The organism is Metapseudomonas otitidis (assembly GCF_011397855.1).
Taxonomy (GTDB): Bacteria; Pseudomonadota; Gammaproteobacteria; order Pseudomonadales; family Pseudomonadaceae; genus Metapseudomonas; species Metapseudomonas otitidis.
On sequence record NZ_AP022642.1, the window covers coordinates 802,439 to 818,156 of the forward strand.

Below are 15,718 nucleotides of genomic sequence, written 5' to 3' on the forward strand. Positions count from 1 at the left end.
AGGCTCTCCGCGGTTCAGACGATGGTGAACAGCGGCTGGTCGTACTCAACCGGCTGACCGTTTTCCACGAGGATGGATTCGATCACGCCACTGGCTTCGGCTTCGATGTGGTTCATCATCTTCATCGCTTCGACGATGCAGAGGATGTCGCCTTTCTTAACGGTCTGGCCGACTTCGGCGAAGTTGGCCGAGGTGGGGGAGGCGGCGCGGTAGAAGGTGCCGACCATCGGCGAGCGGACCACGTGGCCGTTCAGCTTGGGAGCAGCCGGGGCAGCGTCGGCTGCCGGAGCCGGGGCAGCAGCCGGTGCGGCGGCAACGGGCGCGGCGACCGGAGCCGGGGCAGCGGCGTAGACCGGCTGGGCGGCCATGGCCTTGTTGCTGTGACGGCTGATGCGCACGGACTCTTCGCCCTCGCGGATCTCCAGCTCGTCGATCCCGGACTCTTCCAGCAGTTCGATCAGTTTCTTGACTTTACGGATATCCATTAATCATCAACTCCCAAGGGTGAGGTCAGGGGCGTTCAAGGTGTTCCAGTGCCGCGTCCAGGGCCAGGCGGTAGCCGGTGGCGCCCAGACCGCAGATCACTCCCACGGCTACGTCGGAGAAGTAGGAGTGATGGCGGAAAGGTTCTCGTTTGTGCACGTTGGACAGGTGCACTTCGATGAATGGGATGCTCACTGCGAGCATCGCGTCACGTAGCGCGACACTTGTATGCGTGAAAGCGGCCGGATTGATCAGGATGAAGTCCACGTCCTCGTTGCGTGCAGCGTGGATCCGCTCGATCAGTTCGTACTCGGCGTTGCTCTGCAGGTGCATCAGGTGGTGCCCGGCTTCGCGGGCGCGGCGCTCCAGGTCCTGGTTGATCTCGGCCAGGGTGGTGGCGCCGTACTTGTCGGGCTCGCGGGTCCCCAGCAGGTTGAGGTTGGGACCGTGCAGGACGAGCAAGGTGGCCATGGGCTGTCTTCCTTATTGGGGCCAGGCGGGACCGTGAAGGATAGTCGTGACTGTCCCTGTGTCGCCAGTAGTCGACACGATGCCCGCAGATTGCGGCAGATTTATGAAGTTCCGCTTATTGACGCGAGCCGGCGCGGGCCAGGTGGTCGGCGAACGCGGCGGCGTGGATCTCTCCTACGACACGCAGATCGGCCCATTCGTCACCGTTCACCCCGAAGAACAGCAGGGCCGGCGGGCCGAACAGCTTGTAGCGGTCCAGCAGGGCGCGCTGCTCGGCGGTGCTCTCGGTCATGTCGAAGCGCACCAGGCGGTAGCGGCCCAGCTGCGCGGTGACCTCCGGCGCGGTGAGCACCTCGCGCTCGATCACCTTGCAACTGATGCACCAGTCCGCGTACCAGTCCAGCAGCAGCGGTTGCCCGGCGGCCTTGGCTGCGGCCTGGGCGGCCTCAAGCTCGGCCGGCGTCTTCACGGTGATCCAGGCACCGGCGGCTGCCGTGGCCTGGGGAGCGCCGGCCACGCCGGCACGGCCCAGCGGGCGCAGCGGATCGGCCTCGCCCTTGAGCGCGCCGACCCAGGTGGCGCCGGCGTAGACCAGCAGCACCAGCCCGGCGAGTTGCGCCAGGCGCTGGCGCGGGGATTTGGGGCCGAACTCCAGGGTGCCGAGGAACAGCGCCACCCCGGCAGCCAGCAGGCCCCACAGGGCCAGGCTCAGCGAGCCCGGCAGCACGCGCTCCAGCAGCCACACCGACACCGCCAGCAGCAGCACGCCGAAGGCATTGCGCACTGCCACCATCCACGGGCCGGAGCGCGGCAGCAGCGCGCCGCCACCCACCGCGAAGAGCACCAGCGGGGTGCCCATGCCGAGGCCCAGCAGGAACAGCTTCAGGCCGCCGCCCAGGGCATCGCCGCTGGCACTGATATAGAGCAGGGCACCCGCCAGCGGTGCGGAGACGCAAGGCGAGACCAGCAGGCTGGAGAGCACCCCCAGCGCTGCCGCACCCCAGATCGAGCCGCCCTGGGTGCTGCCGGCCAGGCGGTCCAGCGGGCCGGCGAGGAAGCCCGGCAGGCGCAGTTCATACAGGCCGAACATGGCCAGGGCGAACACCGCGAAGAAGGCCGCGAAGGGCACCAGCACCCAGGCCGACTGCAGGCGCGCCTGCAGGTTCAGCTCGGCGCCGAACACGCCCATCAGCGCGCCCAGCACGGCGAAGCAGGCCGCCATCGGCAGCACGTAGGCCAGCGACAGCACCAGGCCCCGGCCGCCGCCCACCTGCCCGCGCAGCACGACGCCGGAGAGGATCGGCAGCATCGGCAGCACACAGGGGGTGAAGGTCAGGCCCAGCCCGGCGAGGAAGAACAGCGCCAGCTCGTGCCAGCTCCAGCCCTGCCCGTCGCTCGGCACCGCACCGTCCGGCGCGGCGGCGGACGCGGCGCCGATCTGCAGCGTCTCGGTTTCCGGCGGGTAGCACAGGCCCTTGTCGGCACAGCCCTGGTAGGTCACCAGCAGCTTGAAGGGGCGCTGTTGCGGGTTGTTCAGCGGCAGGTCGACGTCGAGGACTTCGTAGTACACCTCCACGTCGCCGAAGTAGTCGTCGGTCTTGTGCTTGCCCGCCGGCAGTTGCGCCGCGCCCAGGCCGACGTCGGCCGGCTCGGTGCGGAACTGGAAGCGGTGCTTGTAGAGGTAGTAGCCCTCGGCATTGGTGAAGCGCAGCTTGATCGCCGTGGGTGAACTCTCCACCAGGCTGAGGCGGAAGGCCTCGCGCACCGGGAGGAAGTCCTGGCTGTTGTTCAGCGGGGCGCCGAGGGTGGCGCTGGGGCGGCCGTCCAGCAGCCCGGCGACGGCGGGCAGGGTGGCCAGTAGCAGGATGAGGGTCAGCAGACGACGCATGGGACACTCGGCAGGCAAAGGTGCCGGGCATGATAACGGAGCCGGTCCGCGCCCGGCAGGCCGATCCTGTAAGCGGCTTTCTCATCGCGCCGAAAGGTCATGCGCCGTCCCCTTGGGCGCGCCGCCTGCGCCCGGGGCGCGACACGTCGCCGCAGGCCAGGCGGGTTTCGATGGCCTGCTAGACGCGGAAGGCCTGCACCGCCTGGTTCAGTTCGCCGCCCAGCTGCAGCAGCTGCTCCGCCTGGTCGCGGCTGTGGCCGATGTGGCGCAGGTTGTCGTCGCCCTGCTGGTGGATCTGTTCGCTGTAGCCACGGATTTCGCTCACCGCGCCGCTCTGGTTGGCGGTGGCCTCGGCGATCTGCCCGGCAGTGCTGGCGATGGTGCGGATGGCGTCGACGATCTCGTCCAGCGCCCCGTCTGCCGCGGCGGCGCGGGTGGCGGTGGCCTCGGCGTGCTCCACCTGGGCGCGCATGCCCTGCACCGACTGGTGGGCGGCGGTCTGCAGGCGGCCGATGAGCTCCTGGATCTCCCCGGTGGCGCCGGCGGTGCGTTGCGCCAGGGTGCGCACCTCGTCCGCCACAACCGCGAATCCGCGCCCCTGTTCGCCGGCGCGGGCCGCTTCGATGGCCGCGTTGAGCGCCAGCAGGTTGGTCTGCTCGGCGATGCCGCGGATCACTGTCAGCACGCTCTCGATGGTGGCCGACTCCTGGGCCAGGCGCTCGATGGCGCTGGCGTTGTTCTGCACCTCGCCCACCAGCGTGCGCATGCCGGTCAGGCTCTGGCCGATGATGCGCTGGCCCTGTTCCACTGCACGGCCGGCCGCGTGGCTGGCGTCGGCGGCGTGGGCTGCGTCACCGGCCACCTGCTGGATGGTGGCCTCCAGTTCGCCCAGGGCATCGCGGATCTGCCCGGTGCCCACCGCCTGGCGTTCGGCGCCGTCGTGCAGGCCGCCGTTGAGGCCGGCCAGGGTGTGGCTGCTGCTCAGCACCTGCTCGGCGTGGTGGCGGATGGTGCCCACCAGGTCGCCCAGGTAGGCCCGCAGGCGCGCCAGGGAGCCCTCGATACCGCGCAGGTCGTCGATGCGCGAATCCAGGTGGATGGGCTGGCTGAAGTCCCCGGAGGCCCAGTGGGACAGCGCCTGCATCAGGCGCCCGAGCACCCGGGTGAGGTTGCGCTGGATGCGGTCCACCGCCAGGGCGATGAGCAGGATCAGGCCGATCATCAGCCCCTGCATCAGCCGCACCTCGCCCTGGATGCGGCCGTGCTCGGCGCGCACCAGGGGCTCCAGGGCAGTCAGGGCCTGGCGCAGGTCGTCGAGGCGGGCGCGGGTGGCCTTGGCCAGTTCGGCGCGGTTGGCGATCAGTTGGCGGGTGCGCTGCAGTTCGGCCGGGTAGCGGCCAACCAGGCTGGACAGCTCGCGCTTGAGGGCAACGCCACGGTCCTCGGCGGCCTTCTGCTCGCCCTGGTCGGCCAGGCCCATCATCGCCGCGAAGTCGTCGGAGGCGGACTGGCCCTGCTCGGCCACGCCCAGCAGGGGCAGGGCATCGAGGCGGGCGGATTCCTGGCCGAGGGCGGCCAGTTCGCGTTCCACGTCGGCCGCCAGTTCGTCACGGCCGCTTTCCACCAGCTTGGCCCGGGCGTGGGCCAGGCGCGTCAGGTGCTGGGAGGCTGTCAGCAGCGGCGCCCGGTAGTCGGCTGCGTGGGCCGGGTCGCCGGCGTCGGCGTAGCGCGCCAGTTGTTCCAGTGCCCCGTCCAGCTCGCGCTCGGCCTGGATCAGCAGGCCCTGCGGGTCACCGGCCAGCTTGCCGGCGGCCAGGAGCTGGTCGGCCGCAAAGGCGCGCAGCGGGTCGATGCCGCTGCGCAGGGTGCTGGCCAGCTCCGGCGGCAACTGCTGCAGGCGCTGGTCCAGGTCGTCCAGGCCCTGGGTGGCGGCGCTGTGGCGCAGGGCATCACCGCTGGCGAGGTAGGCCTCGATGTTGTCGCTGACGTCCCGCTGCACGCGCTGCGCCAGGTCCAGGTACAGCTCCATCACCTGGTAGGGGCGTTCCAGGGCGCGCTGGGACCACCACAGCGTGGCGCCCAGGGCCAGGCACACGGTGACGAGAAGAAGGGTATTGAGGTTGGTGAGCTGCTTCAGGCGCATGGGGGCCTCGACCTACAACGAACAGGACGGCGGACCCCGACGATATTTCGATTCGATTGCAGCTTGATGACAGCGTGACCTGCGTCACGCTGCGGGACGGCTCAGCGGAACAGCTCGACGCGGTTGCGGCCGCTGCGCTTGGCCTGGTAGAGCGCCTCGTCGGCGCGCTTGGAGAGGGTGTTGCTGTCGATGTCATCGCTCAGCTCGGCGATGCCGCAGCTGAAGGTGCAGGACAGGTCGTGGGGCTGGGCCGGGTAGCGGATCTCGGCGAAGCGCTGGCGGATCTCGTCCAGCACCCGCTGGGCGGCTTCCAGGTCGGTGTCCGGCAGCACCACGGCGAATTCTTCGCCGCCATAGCGGCCGATGTGGTCGCTCTTGCGCAGGCGCTGTTTTAGGAACAGCGCGAGGCTCTTGATCACCCGGTCACCCATGGGGTGGCCGTAGGTGTCGTTGACCTTCTTGAAGTGGTCGATGTCGAGCATCGCGAAGCACAGCGGCCGGCCATCGCGGCGCGCGCGGGAACGGGCGTCCTCCAGCAGCTGCAGGGTGTGGGTGTGGTTGAACAGCCCGGTGAGGCTGTCGCGCACCATCCGCGCCTTCAGGCTGCGGGCGCGCTTGGCGCGGGTGCGCACGGTGGCGATCAGGTGGCGCGGCTTGATCGGCTTGGTGAGGAAGTCGTCGCCGCCCTCGCTCATCGCGTCCAGCTGCTTGTCCAGGTCGTCCTCGGCCGACAGGTAGATGATCGGCACGCTGACGTAGCGCTCGTTCTGGCGGATCACCTTGGCCAGCTCGGTGCCCAGGCACTCGGGCATGTACATGTCGAGGATGATCAGGTCCGGCTGGAACTCCGCCAGGGCCGCCATCGCCTGCACCGGCTCGGTGATGGCGCGGGTGACGATGCCGGCGCTGTTCAGGGTCATCTCGGTGTGCATCGCCTGGGCGCGGGAGTCGTCCACCACCAGCACCCGGTAGGGCTCGTAGTGGGCGGTGCGGGTCAGGGTCTCGATGCGTTCCAGCAGGCTGGAGGCGTCCAGCGTGCCGGTGTAGAACTCCTGCCCCCCGGCGCGCACGGCGGCCAGGCGGGTCGGTGTGTCGGTGTCGTCGTGGCTGAAGAACAGCACCGGCAGCTTGTGCTCCAGGCCCTTCTGCGCTTCGAGTGCCAGCTCCAGGCCCATGCCGGTGCCGGCGAAATCCACTTCCATGACGATGGCCGACGGGTGTCGCTCGGCCATGGCCGCGCGGAAGGCGTTGGCGCTGTCGCAGGTCTGCGCCGAGAGGCCGAAGAACTCCATCTGCTGGGCCAGGCGTGCGGCGCGCTCGCCGTCCTGCAGGGCCAGGTAGACCGGCTTGCGCAGGGGCGGCAGGAAGGTCTGCTCGAGCTGGTCGCCATGGCGCAGCCCAGTGCGCGACAGGCGCTGCATCAGCTGGCTCAGCTCGGTGATCAGTTCGCTGGACAGGCGCCCACGGTTGGCCTGGATGCCCACCAGGCAGGCTTCGATGCTCTGGGCCAGCTGGCTGTGCTCGGGCTGTTCGAAGCGCTGGGCATAACGCTGCAGGAGGGTGTTGGCCTCGGTCAGCTCGGTGAGGTCGGACTCCCGCCACTCGCTGCGCTGCAGCCGCTGCCAGACCTCCAGAAGATGGCGCGCCTGGTGGATCACCCGTTGGGCGAAATAGGTCTTCAGGCGATCGCGGCTCGGATCTTCGGGTTCGGTCATGACGGGCTTCTGGGCTTCTGGTCGTTTTCTGGACGAAATCCGACCTGGATGGTGGCGCTATGCTAGCACCTCGTTGCAGCCGTGCCAGTACCGCCGATCCCTTGGCGCCAACCTTTTCTCCGGGAGTGCCACTGGGTCACAGCGCGAATGTGCGCATCGTCTCAACACCTTGTCACCGGCCCACTCTTGGTTTGGCCATTGGGCGCTGGCAAGGCCGCTCGCTTCACTTATAGTGCGAGGCCGGCGGCACCCTTGCGCAAGGGCGCTGTCGAAACTTGCCGAACGGATGAGTGAAGGACATAGCCATGCTGGACTGGAAGAAGCGTGCGGGCCAGGCACGAGATCGCGTCGATGATTCGGTGGACGATGTCCGCAGCTACCTGGGAGGCATCTGGGTCAGCCGCGCCCTCGGCGCCCTGCTCGGCGTCTACCTGGTGGGAGCGGGGGTGGTGGGCTGGTACTGGAGCCAGGAACCCGAGCTGTTCCCCGTGCAGCAGAACGCCCAGGCGGCGGCCGAGCGCGCCCAGCGCAAGCTGGTCACCGGCTACACCACGGTCGAGACCCTCAAGCAGGTGGCCCAGACCCTGCTGGACAAGCCCGGCGGCTACCTTTCCAACGACCTGGCCCCGCCCGGTATCTGGCTGGACAACATGCCCAGCTGGGAATACGGCGTACTGGTACAGGTCCGCGACCTGACCCGCGCCCTGCGCAAGGACTTCGCCCGCTCCCAGTCGCAGTCGACCGAGGACGCCAACCTGTCCCGCGCCGAACCGCGCTTCAACTTCGACAACAAGAGCTGGGCCCTGCCGGCCTCCGAGGCCGAATACCAGGAAGGCATCCGCGCCCTGGACCGCTACCTGGCCCGGCTCTCCGACCCGAGCCAGCCCGGCGCCCAGTTCTATACCCGCGCCGACAACCTCAACAACTGGCTGGGTGACGTCGCCACCCGCCTGGGCTCGCTGTCCCAGCGCCTGTCCGCCAGCGTCGGCCGGGTCCGCCTGAACACCGACGTGAAGGCCCAGGACGGCCAGGAAGGCGTGGTGCCCAAGGTCAGCGAGGAGATCGTCGAGACGCCCTGGCTGCAGATCGACAACGTCTTCTACGAAGCCCGTGGCCAGGCCTGGGCGCTGTCCCACATCCTGCGTGCCATCGAAGTGGACTTCGCCGACGTACTGGCCAAGAAGAACGCGACCATCAGCGTGCGGCAGATCATCCGCGAGCTGGAGGCCGCCCAGGAGCCCCTGTGGAGCCCCATGGTGCTCAACGGCAGCGGCTACGGCGTACTCGCCAACCACTCGCTGGTGATGGCCAACTACATCTCCCGCGCCAACGCCGCCGTGATCGACCTGCGCCAGCTGCTGGAGCAGGGCTGATGGCCCTCGACCCGCGCGAGGCGGCCCACCGTGCCGCCTCCGACGCCGAGCGGGTGGCCTGGGTCGACGAGCAGGACCGCCTCCTCGGCGGCCTGCCCCGGGCCGAGCTGCGCGAGCGCGGGCTGGTTTCCCGTGGCACCTTCATCCTCCTGTTCAACAGCGCCGGCCAGCTCTGCGTGCATCGCCGCACCCTGAGCAAGGCGCTGTACCCGGGCTACTGGGACGTCGCCGCCGGCGGCATGGTCCAGGAAGGGGAGGACTACGCCCTCTCCGCCGCCCGTGAGCTGGAGGAAGAGCTCGGCATCGCCGGCGTGCCCCTGCGCGAGCATGGGCGCTTCTACTTCGACGAGCCGGGCAACCGGCTCTGGGGCGCGGTGTTCTCCGCCGTGTCCGACGCGCCCCTGCGGCTGCAGCCGGAGGAGGTGATGGAAGCGCGCTTCATGAGCCTCGACGAGGCCCAGGCGCTGGAGAACTGCTGCCCGGACTCGCTCAAGGCGTTGCGTCTTTATCTGGCGTCGCTATAGAGGTGCAAGGCGTTCCTTGCTGCGGGCATCAGAGCCCAGCTGCTTAGCGAGTTTTGCGGGTGTTTTCTGTTTCGCCTTCCCAGGCGAGTCCCTTTTCCAATCGTTGAAAAGGAACCAAAAAACTTGCCCCTGCATCCGGCCCGACTGCGTCGGGTCCCCTCGCTACATCGCCGTTCCAGGGGCCCGCGCTGACGGGCCATCCATGGCCCGGCAGCGCTCTCGCGACATCCATGTCGCTCAACCCCTTCCACGACGATTCCACTCGGCCTCCTGAAGGGGCGTTGTCCCTGCCTTGGCATTCGAGCCCTGTTCTGTTTCAGTGTGCGCGCAGAGTCTGCTGCTTTCTTCCTTAGGGACGTGGTTGAAACCCCCGCCCGGCGCGGGCTTGTGCAATATCCCGGACCCTTTCGTGCACGATGCCGAACAGGGTCGCCAATCTGACGATCAATGGCGCAAATTCGCACTTAGCATTCGCCGCGAATGCTGCTAAATTGCGCCGCCTTTCAACCCCGGCTTCCCGGCCGGGGCTGCGCTGCCCCTGCCAGAGTGGGGCTTCGCGGTCGGCCCCCGCCGACCAGTCGCTATCCTGACCCCTACGAGGAAAGCCGGTGGTCAAGAAAGCTTCGTCCTTTGCCGCCCTCGGCGGCCTGGTGTACTCCACCGACAGCGGCCGGCACTGCCCGGACTGCGCCCAGCCCATCGACGCCTGCACCTGCAAGCAAGCCACCGTGCCCGCCGGCGACGGCATCGCGCGCGTTCGCCGCGAAACCAAGGGCCGGGGTGGCAAGACCGTCACCACCGTCAGCGGCGTGCCGCTGGCCGGCGACGAGCTGAAGGAGCTGGCCAGCGCGCTCAAGCGCCGATGTGGCACCGGCGGTGCCCTCAAGGACGGCGTGATCGAGATCCAGGGCGACCACGTGGACCTGCTGCTCGACGAGCTCGCCAAGCGCGGCTTCAAGGCCAAGAAATCCGGCGGCTGAGCCACGGCTTTCTAAACTGACCGTCATCGCCACGGTCAACACTCCAACGTCATACGACCGCTTTAACCTGCCCACGCCTGCCCGGTACGTCCCGGCGGGTTCGGCCCTTTTCATCCCACAGGGGGAACACGATGTCTGCACGACGCACGCGCAAGGACGATGGCAGCCGCTGGACCGTAGCGGACAGCCGCAGTGTCTACGGGATCCGCCACTGGGGTGCCGGTTTCTTCGCCATCAACGAGGCCGGGCGCGTCGACGTGCGTCCCAGCGGCCCGTCCAGCGAACCGGTGGACCTGCACGACCTGGTCGGCAACCTGCGCGAGGCGGGCCTGTCCCTGCCGCTGCTGGTGCGCTTCCCCGGCATCCTCCAGTCGCGCGTGCGCCAGCTCACCGGCGCCTTCGACGCCAACATCGCGCGGCTGGAGTACCAGAACCGCTACACCGCCCTGTACCCCATCAAGGTCAACCAGCAGGAAGCGGTGGTGGAGAACATCATCGCCACCCAGAACGTCTCCATCGGCCTGGAAGCCGGCTCCAAGCCCGAGCTGATGGCCGTGCTGGCGCTCGCCCCCAAGGGCGGCACCATCGTCTGCAACGGCTACAAGGACCGCGAGTTCATCCGCCTGGCGCTGATGGGCCAGAAGCTCGGCCACAACGTCTTCATCGTCATCGAGAAGGAATCGGAGGTGGAGTTCGTCATCGAAGCCGCCGCCGAACTGAAGGTCGCACCCCAGGTCGGCCTGCGCGTGCGCCTGTCGTCCCTGGCCTCCTCCAAGTGGGCCGACACCGGCGGCGAGAAGTCCAAGTTCGGCCTCTCCGCCGCCCAGCTGCTGTCGGTGGTCGAGCGCTTCCGCAAGGCCGGCCTCGACCAGGGTGTGCGCCTGCTGCACTTCCACATGGGCTCGCAGATCGCCAACCTCGCCGACTACCAGCACGGCTTCAAGGAAGCCATCCGCTACTACGCCGAACTGCGCAGCCTCGGCCTGCCGGTGGACCACATCGACGTCGGCGGCGGCCTGGGCGTGGACTACGACGGCACCCACTCGCGCAACGCCAGCTCCATCAACTACGACATGGACGACTACGCCGGCGTGGTGGTGGGCATGCTCAAGGAGTTCTGCGACGCCCAGGGCCTGCCGCATCCGCACATCTTCTCCGAGAGCGGCCGCGCCATGACCGCGCACCACGCCGTGCTGGTCATGCAGGTCACCGACGTCGAGCGCCACAACGACGCCGTACCGGTGGTAGACGACCGCGAGGAGCAGCCCGAGATCGTCCGCTGGCTGCTCGACCTGCTCGGCCCGACCGACACCGAGATGGTCACCGAGACCTACTGGCGCGCCACCCACTACATCGGCGACGCCGCCGCGCAGTACGCCGAAGGCAAGCTGACCCTGGCGCAGAAGGCCCTGGCCGAGCAGACCTACTTCGCCATCTGCCGCCGCCTGCACAACCAGCTCAAGGCCCGCCAGCGCTCCCACCGCCAGGTGCTCGACGAGCTGAACGACAAGCTGGCCGAGAAGTACATCTGCAACTTCTCCGTGTTCCAGAGCCTGCCGGACACCTGGGCCATCGGCCAGGTGCTGCCGATCATCCCGCTGCAGCGCCTCGACGAAGAGCCCCTGCGCCGCGCCGTGCTGCAGGACCTGACCTGCGACTCCGACGGCAAGATCAAGCAGTACGTCGACGAGCAGAGCATCGAGACCAGCATGCCGGTGCACGACGTGCGCGAAGGCGAGGACTACCTCCTGGGCGTGTTCCTGGTGGGCGCCTACCAGGAGATCCTCGGCGACATGCACAACCTGTTCGGCGACACCGACTCGGTGAACGTCTACCAGCGCGAAGACGGCAGCGTGTACCACGCCGGCATCGAGACCCACGACACCATCGAGGACATGCTGCGCTACGTGCACCTGTCCCCCGAGGAGCTGATGGCCCTCTACCGCGACAAGGTGGCCAGCGCCAAGCTCAGCCCCCGCGAGCGCACCCACTACGTGGACGCCCTGCGCCTGGGCCTGACCCGCTCCTCCTACCTGTCGTCCTGATCGCCCCGCGCCCCGAAAAGCCCCGGCCCATGCCGGGGCTTTTTCATTCCGCCGCCAGCCAGGACGAAGCCAATGTAGCCCGGGCTTCAGCCCGGGGGCGGCGCTGTCCCCATGCGCCAGGAATCGGTGGATGAAAAGAGCGTCATCCCCCCACGCGAGCCTCTACCTCGGCGTATCGCGCTTCACCGACCCACCGTCTCGACGCCGGAGCGGTGTGAGTCCGTAGGATGCGGTGAGCTCAGCGAACCGCATCAATCCACGCCCAACCCGCGATGATGGGCTTCGCACAGCTCAGCCCATCCTACGGGTGCCATGGCGCCATCCGGTGAACGCCGATCCACCTTCTGCTGCGCAGGTTTCGGGTGTTATCCCCAGGGTCTGGGTGCCGGTAATTGGTGGTTGGATCGCACTTCACCGATCCACCGTCTCGACGCCGGAGCGGTGTGAGTCCGTAGGATGCGGTGAGCTCGGCGAACCGCATCAATCCACGCCCGGCCCGGGATGATGGGCTTCGCACAGCTCAGCCCATCCTACGGGTGCCATGGCGCCATCCGGTGAGCGCCGATCCACCGTTCGGCACGGGCTTGGGGCAGGAGCGGTGGGCTGAAGCCCACCCTACGTTTGGGTGTTTACCCGGTCGCTTCGACGGCGGCCCGCAACCGCTGGGCCAGGTGCCGGGCCTCGTCGGGGGTGGCGATGTTGGTGAAGCCCAGCGCCAGCCCTGGTGCACCCCGGCTCTCCAGGCGCCAGCGCGACAGCGGCACCACCGCCAGCCCCGCCTGGCGGGCGCGCTGGGCGATGGCGGTGTCGTCCTGGCCGTCCGCCAGGTAGGCCAGCAGGTGCATGCCGCCGGCCTGCTGGTCGATCCGCAGGCCCTCGCCAAACGCGGCCAGCAGCGCCTCCCGCGTGTGGGCGCGGCGCTCGGCGTAGAGGCTGCGCATGCGCTTGAGGTGGCGGGCGAAATGCCCCTGCTCGATGAAGTCCGCCAGGGCCGCCTGCATCAGCTCCGGGCAGCCGCTGGGGAACAGCCGCGCACTCTGGCGGAAGGCCTCCACCTGCGCCGCCGGCACCACCAGGTAGGCCATGCGCAGGCCGGGGTAGAGCACCTTGCTCAGGGTCCCGGCGTAGAGCACCCGGCCGGCCTCGTCCAGGCTCTTCAGCGCCGGCAGCGGGCGGCCGTGGTAGCGGTACTCGCTGTCGTAGTCGTCCTCGATGATCCAGGCCTCGGCCCGGCGCGCCCAGTCCAGCAGGGCCAGGCGGCGCGGCAGGGACAGCGCCACCCCGGTGGGGCTCTGGTGGGTCGGGGTGACCAGGGCGAAGCGCGCGTCGGCGGCCCGCCGGCAACCGGCCTCCACCACCAGCCCCTCGCCGTCCACCGGCACCGGCACGCAGTCCAGCGGCAGCGCCGCGAGCATCTCGCGGGCGTGGTGATAGCCCGGGTCCTCCAGCCAGATGCGGTCCCCCGGGCGCATCAGCGTGCGCTGCACCAGCGCCAGGCTGGCGAGGTGGCCGGTGGTGATGAACACCTGCTCGGGCGAGCAGCGGATCCCCCGGGACACCCCCAGGTACGCCGCCAGGCTTTCCCGCAGCGGCCGGTGGCCCACCGGGTCGGGCGTCATCATCGCCGGGCCGGCCAGGGCCCGCAGGTGGCGTTGCACCAGGCGCGTCCACAGCTTGCGGGGGAAGGCGTCCAGGGCCGGCAGGCCGAGCTGGAACGGCTCCAGCCGGGGCGCCTCGGCTGGCGCCGCCGTGCGGGCCGGCCCCGGTGTGGCCGGGCGTTCCGGCAGGCTGCCGCCCAGACGCGGCGACACCCGCGTGCCGGCCGGGCCGTGGGCCTCCGCATAGCCCTCGCCGATCAGCATCTGGTACGCCGCCTCCACCGTGCCCCGCGCCAGGTTCAGCTCGCTGGCCAGGGCCCGCAGCGAGGGCAGCCGCGCCCCCGGGGCCAGGCGGCCCTGCTCGATGGCCTCGCGCAGGCGTTGGTAGAGCTGCAGGAACAGCGGCGTATCGAGGGTGCGGTCCAGCGACGGGCGGGTGGTCATGGCCTGGTCATTTCCTCGAATCTTGGCTCTGTAGGCTGGGACATGGGCGCCCTAGAGTAGCGCCCAACCACTCACCGGACAGCCCCCATGAGCGACGCCCCCCTGCAGTTGCACCACCTCGAAGCGGACGAACCCGCCCTGCGCGCGGCCTTCGGCCTGATGCACCAGCTGCGCCCGCGCCTGGTCGACGCCGACGCCTTCGTCCAGCGTGTCGCCCGGCAGCGCCAGCAGGGCTACCGGCTGCTGGCCGCCAGCCAGGACGGCCGCCTGCTCGGGCTGGCCGGCTACCGCACCCTGGACAACCTGATCCACGACCGCTTCGTCTACGTCGACGACCTGGTCACCGCCGAAGGCGCCCGCAGCCAGGGCGTCGGCGCCGCGTTGCTGGCGGAGGTGGAGCGGCTGGCGCGCGCCGACGGGTGCGCCAAGCTGGTGCTGGACACCGCCTTGGCCAACGCCCTGGCCCAGCGTTTCTACTTCCGCCAGGGCCTGCTCGCCACCGGCCTGCACTTCAGCCGTTTTCTCACCTGACGGAGGACCCCATGCCCCGAACCCTGCTCATCGACTGCAGCCCCAACGGCGAAGCCTCCCTCGGCGGCCGCCTGGCCCGCGAGATGGCCGAGCGCCTGCAACCGCGCAGCGACCTGCAGCTGCGCGACCTGGTGGCCGAACCGCTGCCGCCTTTGACCGGCGACTACGCCCGCGCCCTGATGGCCCGCGCCGCGAAGGACGACCCCGCCTTCGCCGTATCGGAAACCCTGGTGCGCGAAGTGGAGGCCGCCGACCACCTGCTGATCGCCACCCCCATGCACAACTACATGGTGCCGGCCTGCCTCAAGCTCTGGCTCGACTACGTGGTGCGCATCCAGCGCACCTTCACCCTGCGCAACGGCACCAAGGAAGGGCTGCTGGAAGACCGGCCCTGCTTCGTGGTCATCAGCTCCGGCGGCACCTACCTGGGCGCGCGGGCCAGCCAGGCCGACTTCCTCACCCCCTACCTGCGCCACATCCTCGGGGTGATCGGCCTGCACCACGTCGAATTCTTCCACCTCCAGGGCCTCGCCCAGGGCCCCGAAGCCGTCGCCCAGGCCGAGCAGCAGATCCGCGCCCGGCTGGACACCCACCCCTACTTCAACCCCATCGGAGTTTTCCCATGAGTGCACTCAGACTGCCGTTCAGCGAACTGTCCCCCCGTGTGTACCAAAGCCTGCTCAGCGCCAAGAACGCCCTGCAGGACAGCCCCCTGGGCAACGCCCTGATCGAACTGGTGTACCTGCGCATCTCGCAGATCAACGGCTGCGCCTTCTGCCTGGAGATGCACAGCCGCGCCCTGCGCGCCGGCGGCGAGCAGCAGGCGCGCCTGGATGCCCTGGCCGGCTGGCGGGTGAGTGGGTTGTACAGCGAGCGCGAGCGTGCCGCGCTGGAGTGGGCCGAGTCGCTGACCCGGCTGGAAGGCAGCGGCGCCCCCGACTCGGCCTACGAGCCGCTCAAGGCGCATTTCAGCGACACCGAGATCAGCGACCTCAGCTTCGCCTGCGCCCTGATGAACGCCTTCAACCGGCTGGCCGTGGGGATGCGCCTGTAAGGGCTCAGCCGATCACCCCGAAGCCCCGCGCCATCAGCGCGCCCAGCAGCGGCAGCACCAGCAGCAGGGTCAGCTCGGCGCGCAGGGTGATCACCAGCAGCTTGCCGGTGCGCGGCGACAGCACCGGCACCTGGCCGGCCTTGACGCTGTTGCGCCAGCCGAGGAACACCACCGTGGGGAAGGTGGAGAGCAGCGCCACCAGCACGAACAGCCCGACCTTGGCGTGGAACAGGCTGTTGTGCAGGTAGTAGGCGCTGCCCTTGCCGAACCACAGCACCCGCGCCAGCCCCGTGGCCAGCACCAGGCTGGCGGTGATGCCGTAGGCGATGTCGATGCGCATCAGGCTGCGGGCCCGGTCCAGGTCCAGCGGCAGCTTGAACAGGCGGTGCTCCAGCACCAGCAGCGCGAACAGCAGGAAGATCGACAGGTAATGCAGGTAGGCAGCGATCGCGTCGGCCATGGCAGGCTC

14 protein-coding genes are annotated in these 15,718 nt (G+C 69.2%); 7 read left to right on the top strand and 7 right to left on the bottom strand.

Annotation, left to right across the window (positions count from 1 at the left end):
- Window positions 1-14: 14 nt before the first annotated feature.
- From accB to PotMrB4_RS03825, 5 genes are all read right to left on the bottom strand, one after another.
- The gene (accB, locus tag PotMrB4_RS03805) at window positions 15-485 is read right to left on the bottom strand and encodes an acetyl-CoA carboxylase biotin carboxyl carrier protein (RefSeq protein WP_172432552.1); all 471 of its coding nucleotides are present in this window, start codon (window positions 483-485) and stop codon (window positions 15-17) included.
- Window positions 486-510: 25 nt separating this feature from the next.
- Window positions 511-954, bottom strand: coding sequence for a type II 3-dehydroquinate dehydratase (gene aroQ / locus PotMrB4_RS03810; RefSeq protein ID WP_172432553.1), 444 nt, complete (start codon window positions 952-954; stop codon window positions 511-513).
- A gap of 115 nt (window positions 955-1,069) precedes the next feature.
- Entirely contained in the window at window positions 1,070-2,842 is a 1,773-nt protein-coding gene (dsbD, locus tag PotMrB4_RS03815) for a protein-disulfide reductase DsbD (protein ID WP_172432554.1), read from the bottom strand.
- Window positions 2,843-3,020: 178 nt separating this feature from the next.
- The gene (locus PotMrB4_RS03820; RefSeq protein WP_172432555.1) at window positions 3,021-4,985 is read right to left on the bottom strand and encodes a methyl-accepting chemotaxis protein; all 1,965 of its coding nucleotides are present in this window, start codon (window positions 4,983-4,985) and stop codon (window positions 3,021-3,023) included.
- A 101-nt stretch (window positions 4,986-5,086) separates the two neighbouring features.
- Complete coding sequence (locus PotMrB4_RS03825; protein ID WP_107330084.1) at window positions 5,087-6,700, bottom strand: diguanylate cyclase; 1,614 nt, start codon at window positions 6,698-6,700, stop codon at window positions 5,087-5,089.
- A 305-nt stretch (window positions 6,701-7,005) separates the two neighbouring features.
- Between PotMrB4_RS03825 and PotMrB4_RS03830 the strand changes: the two genes are divergently transcribed.
- The 4 genes from PotMrB4_RS03830 to speA all read left to right on the top strand — a co-directional run bounded on the left by PotMrB4_RS03830 (window position 7,006) and on the right by speA (window position 11,622).
- Window positions 7,006-8,073, top strand: coding sequence for a DUF2333 family protein (locus tag PotMrB4_RS03830; protein ID WP_172432556.1), 1,068 nt, complete (start codon window positions 7,006-7,008; stop codon window positions 8,071-8,073).
- A complete protein-coding gene (gene yfcD / locus PotMrB4_RS03835) occupies window positions 8,073-8,597 on the top strand; it encodes an NUDIX hydrolase YfcD (RefSeq protein WP_044411174.1) in 525 nt (174 codons plus the stop codon). The genes PotMrB4_RS03830 and yfcD overlap by 1 nt, the downstream gene beginning before the upstream one ends.
- 608 nt (window positions 8,598-9,205) lie before the next feature.
- Window positions 9,206-9,577: a translation initiation factor Sui1 gene (locus PotMrB4_RS03840; protein WP_069562441.1), complete on the top strand. Its 372-nt coding sequence runs from the start codon at window positions 9,206-9,208 to the stop codon at window positions 9,575-9,577.
- A gap of 131 nt (window positions 9,578-9,708) precedes the next feature.
- Entirely contained in the window at window positions 9,709-11,622 is a 1,914-nt protein-coding gene (gene speA / locus PotMrB4_RS03845; protein ID WP_172432557.1) for an arginine decarboxylase, read from the top strand.
- Between the two features lie 629 nt (window positions 11,623-12,251).
- Here the strand turns inward: speA and pdxR are convergent.
- Window positions 12,252-13,664: a MocR-like pyridoxine biosynthesis transcription factor PdxR gene (gene pdxR, locus PotMrB4_RS03850; RefSeq protein WP_172432558.1), complete on the bottom strand. Its 1,413-nt coding sequence runs from the start codon at window positions 13,662-13,664 to the stop codon at window positions 12,252-12,254.
- An 87-nt stretch (window positions 13,665-13,751) separates the two neighbouring features.
- Here pdxR and PotMrB4_RS03855 point away from each other — a divergent pair, with 87 nt between their 5' ends.
- Genes PotMrB4_RS03855 through PotMrB4_RS03865 form a run of 3 tightly spaced genes read left to right on the top strand, consistent with a single transcriptional unit; the run spans window position 13,752 to window position 15,249 of the window.
- Window positions 13,752-14,195 carry a GNAT family N-acetyltransferase gene (locus PotMrB4_RS03855; RefSeq protein WP_172432559.1) on the top strand — a complete coding sequence of 148 codons (444 nt, stop codon included), beginning with the start codon at window positions 13,752-13,754 and terminating at the stop codon, window positions 14,193-14,195.
- 11 nt (window positions 14,196-14,206) lie between these two features.
- Window positions 14,207-14,821, top strand: coding sequence for an FMN-dependent NADH-azoreductase (locus PotMrB4_RS03860; RefSeq protein WP_172432560.1), 615 nt, complete (start codon window positions 14,207-14,209; stop codon window positions 14,819-14,821).
- Complete coding sequence (locus PotMrB4_RS03865; protein ID WP_172432561.1) at window positions 14,818-15,249, top strand: carboxymuconolactone decarboxylase family protein; 432 nt, start codon at window positions 14,818-14,820, stop codon at window positions 15,247-15,249. The genes PotMrB4_RS03860 and PotMrB4_RS03865 overlap by 4 nt, the downstream gene beginning before the upstream one ends.
- Before the next feature lie 4 nt (window positions 15,250-15,253).
- On the opposite strand, the gene PotMrB4_RS03870 is transcribed toward PotMrB4_RS03865, so the two are convergent.
- The gene (locus PotMrB4_RS03870) at window positions 15,254-15,709 is read right to left on the bottom strand and encodes a DUF2214 family protein (RefSeq protein WP_044411196.1); all 456 of its coding nucleotides are present in this window, start codon (window positions 15,707-15,709) and stop codon (window positions 15,254-15,256) included.
- Window positions 15,710-15,718 lie beyond the last annotated feature (9 nt).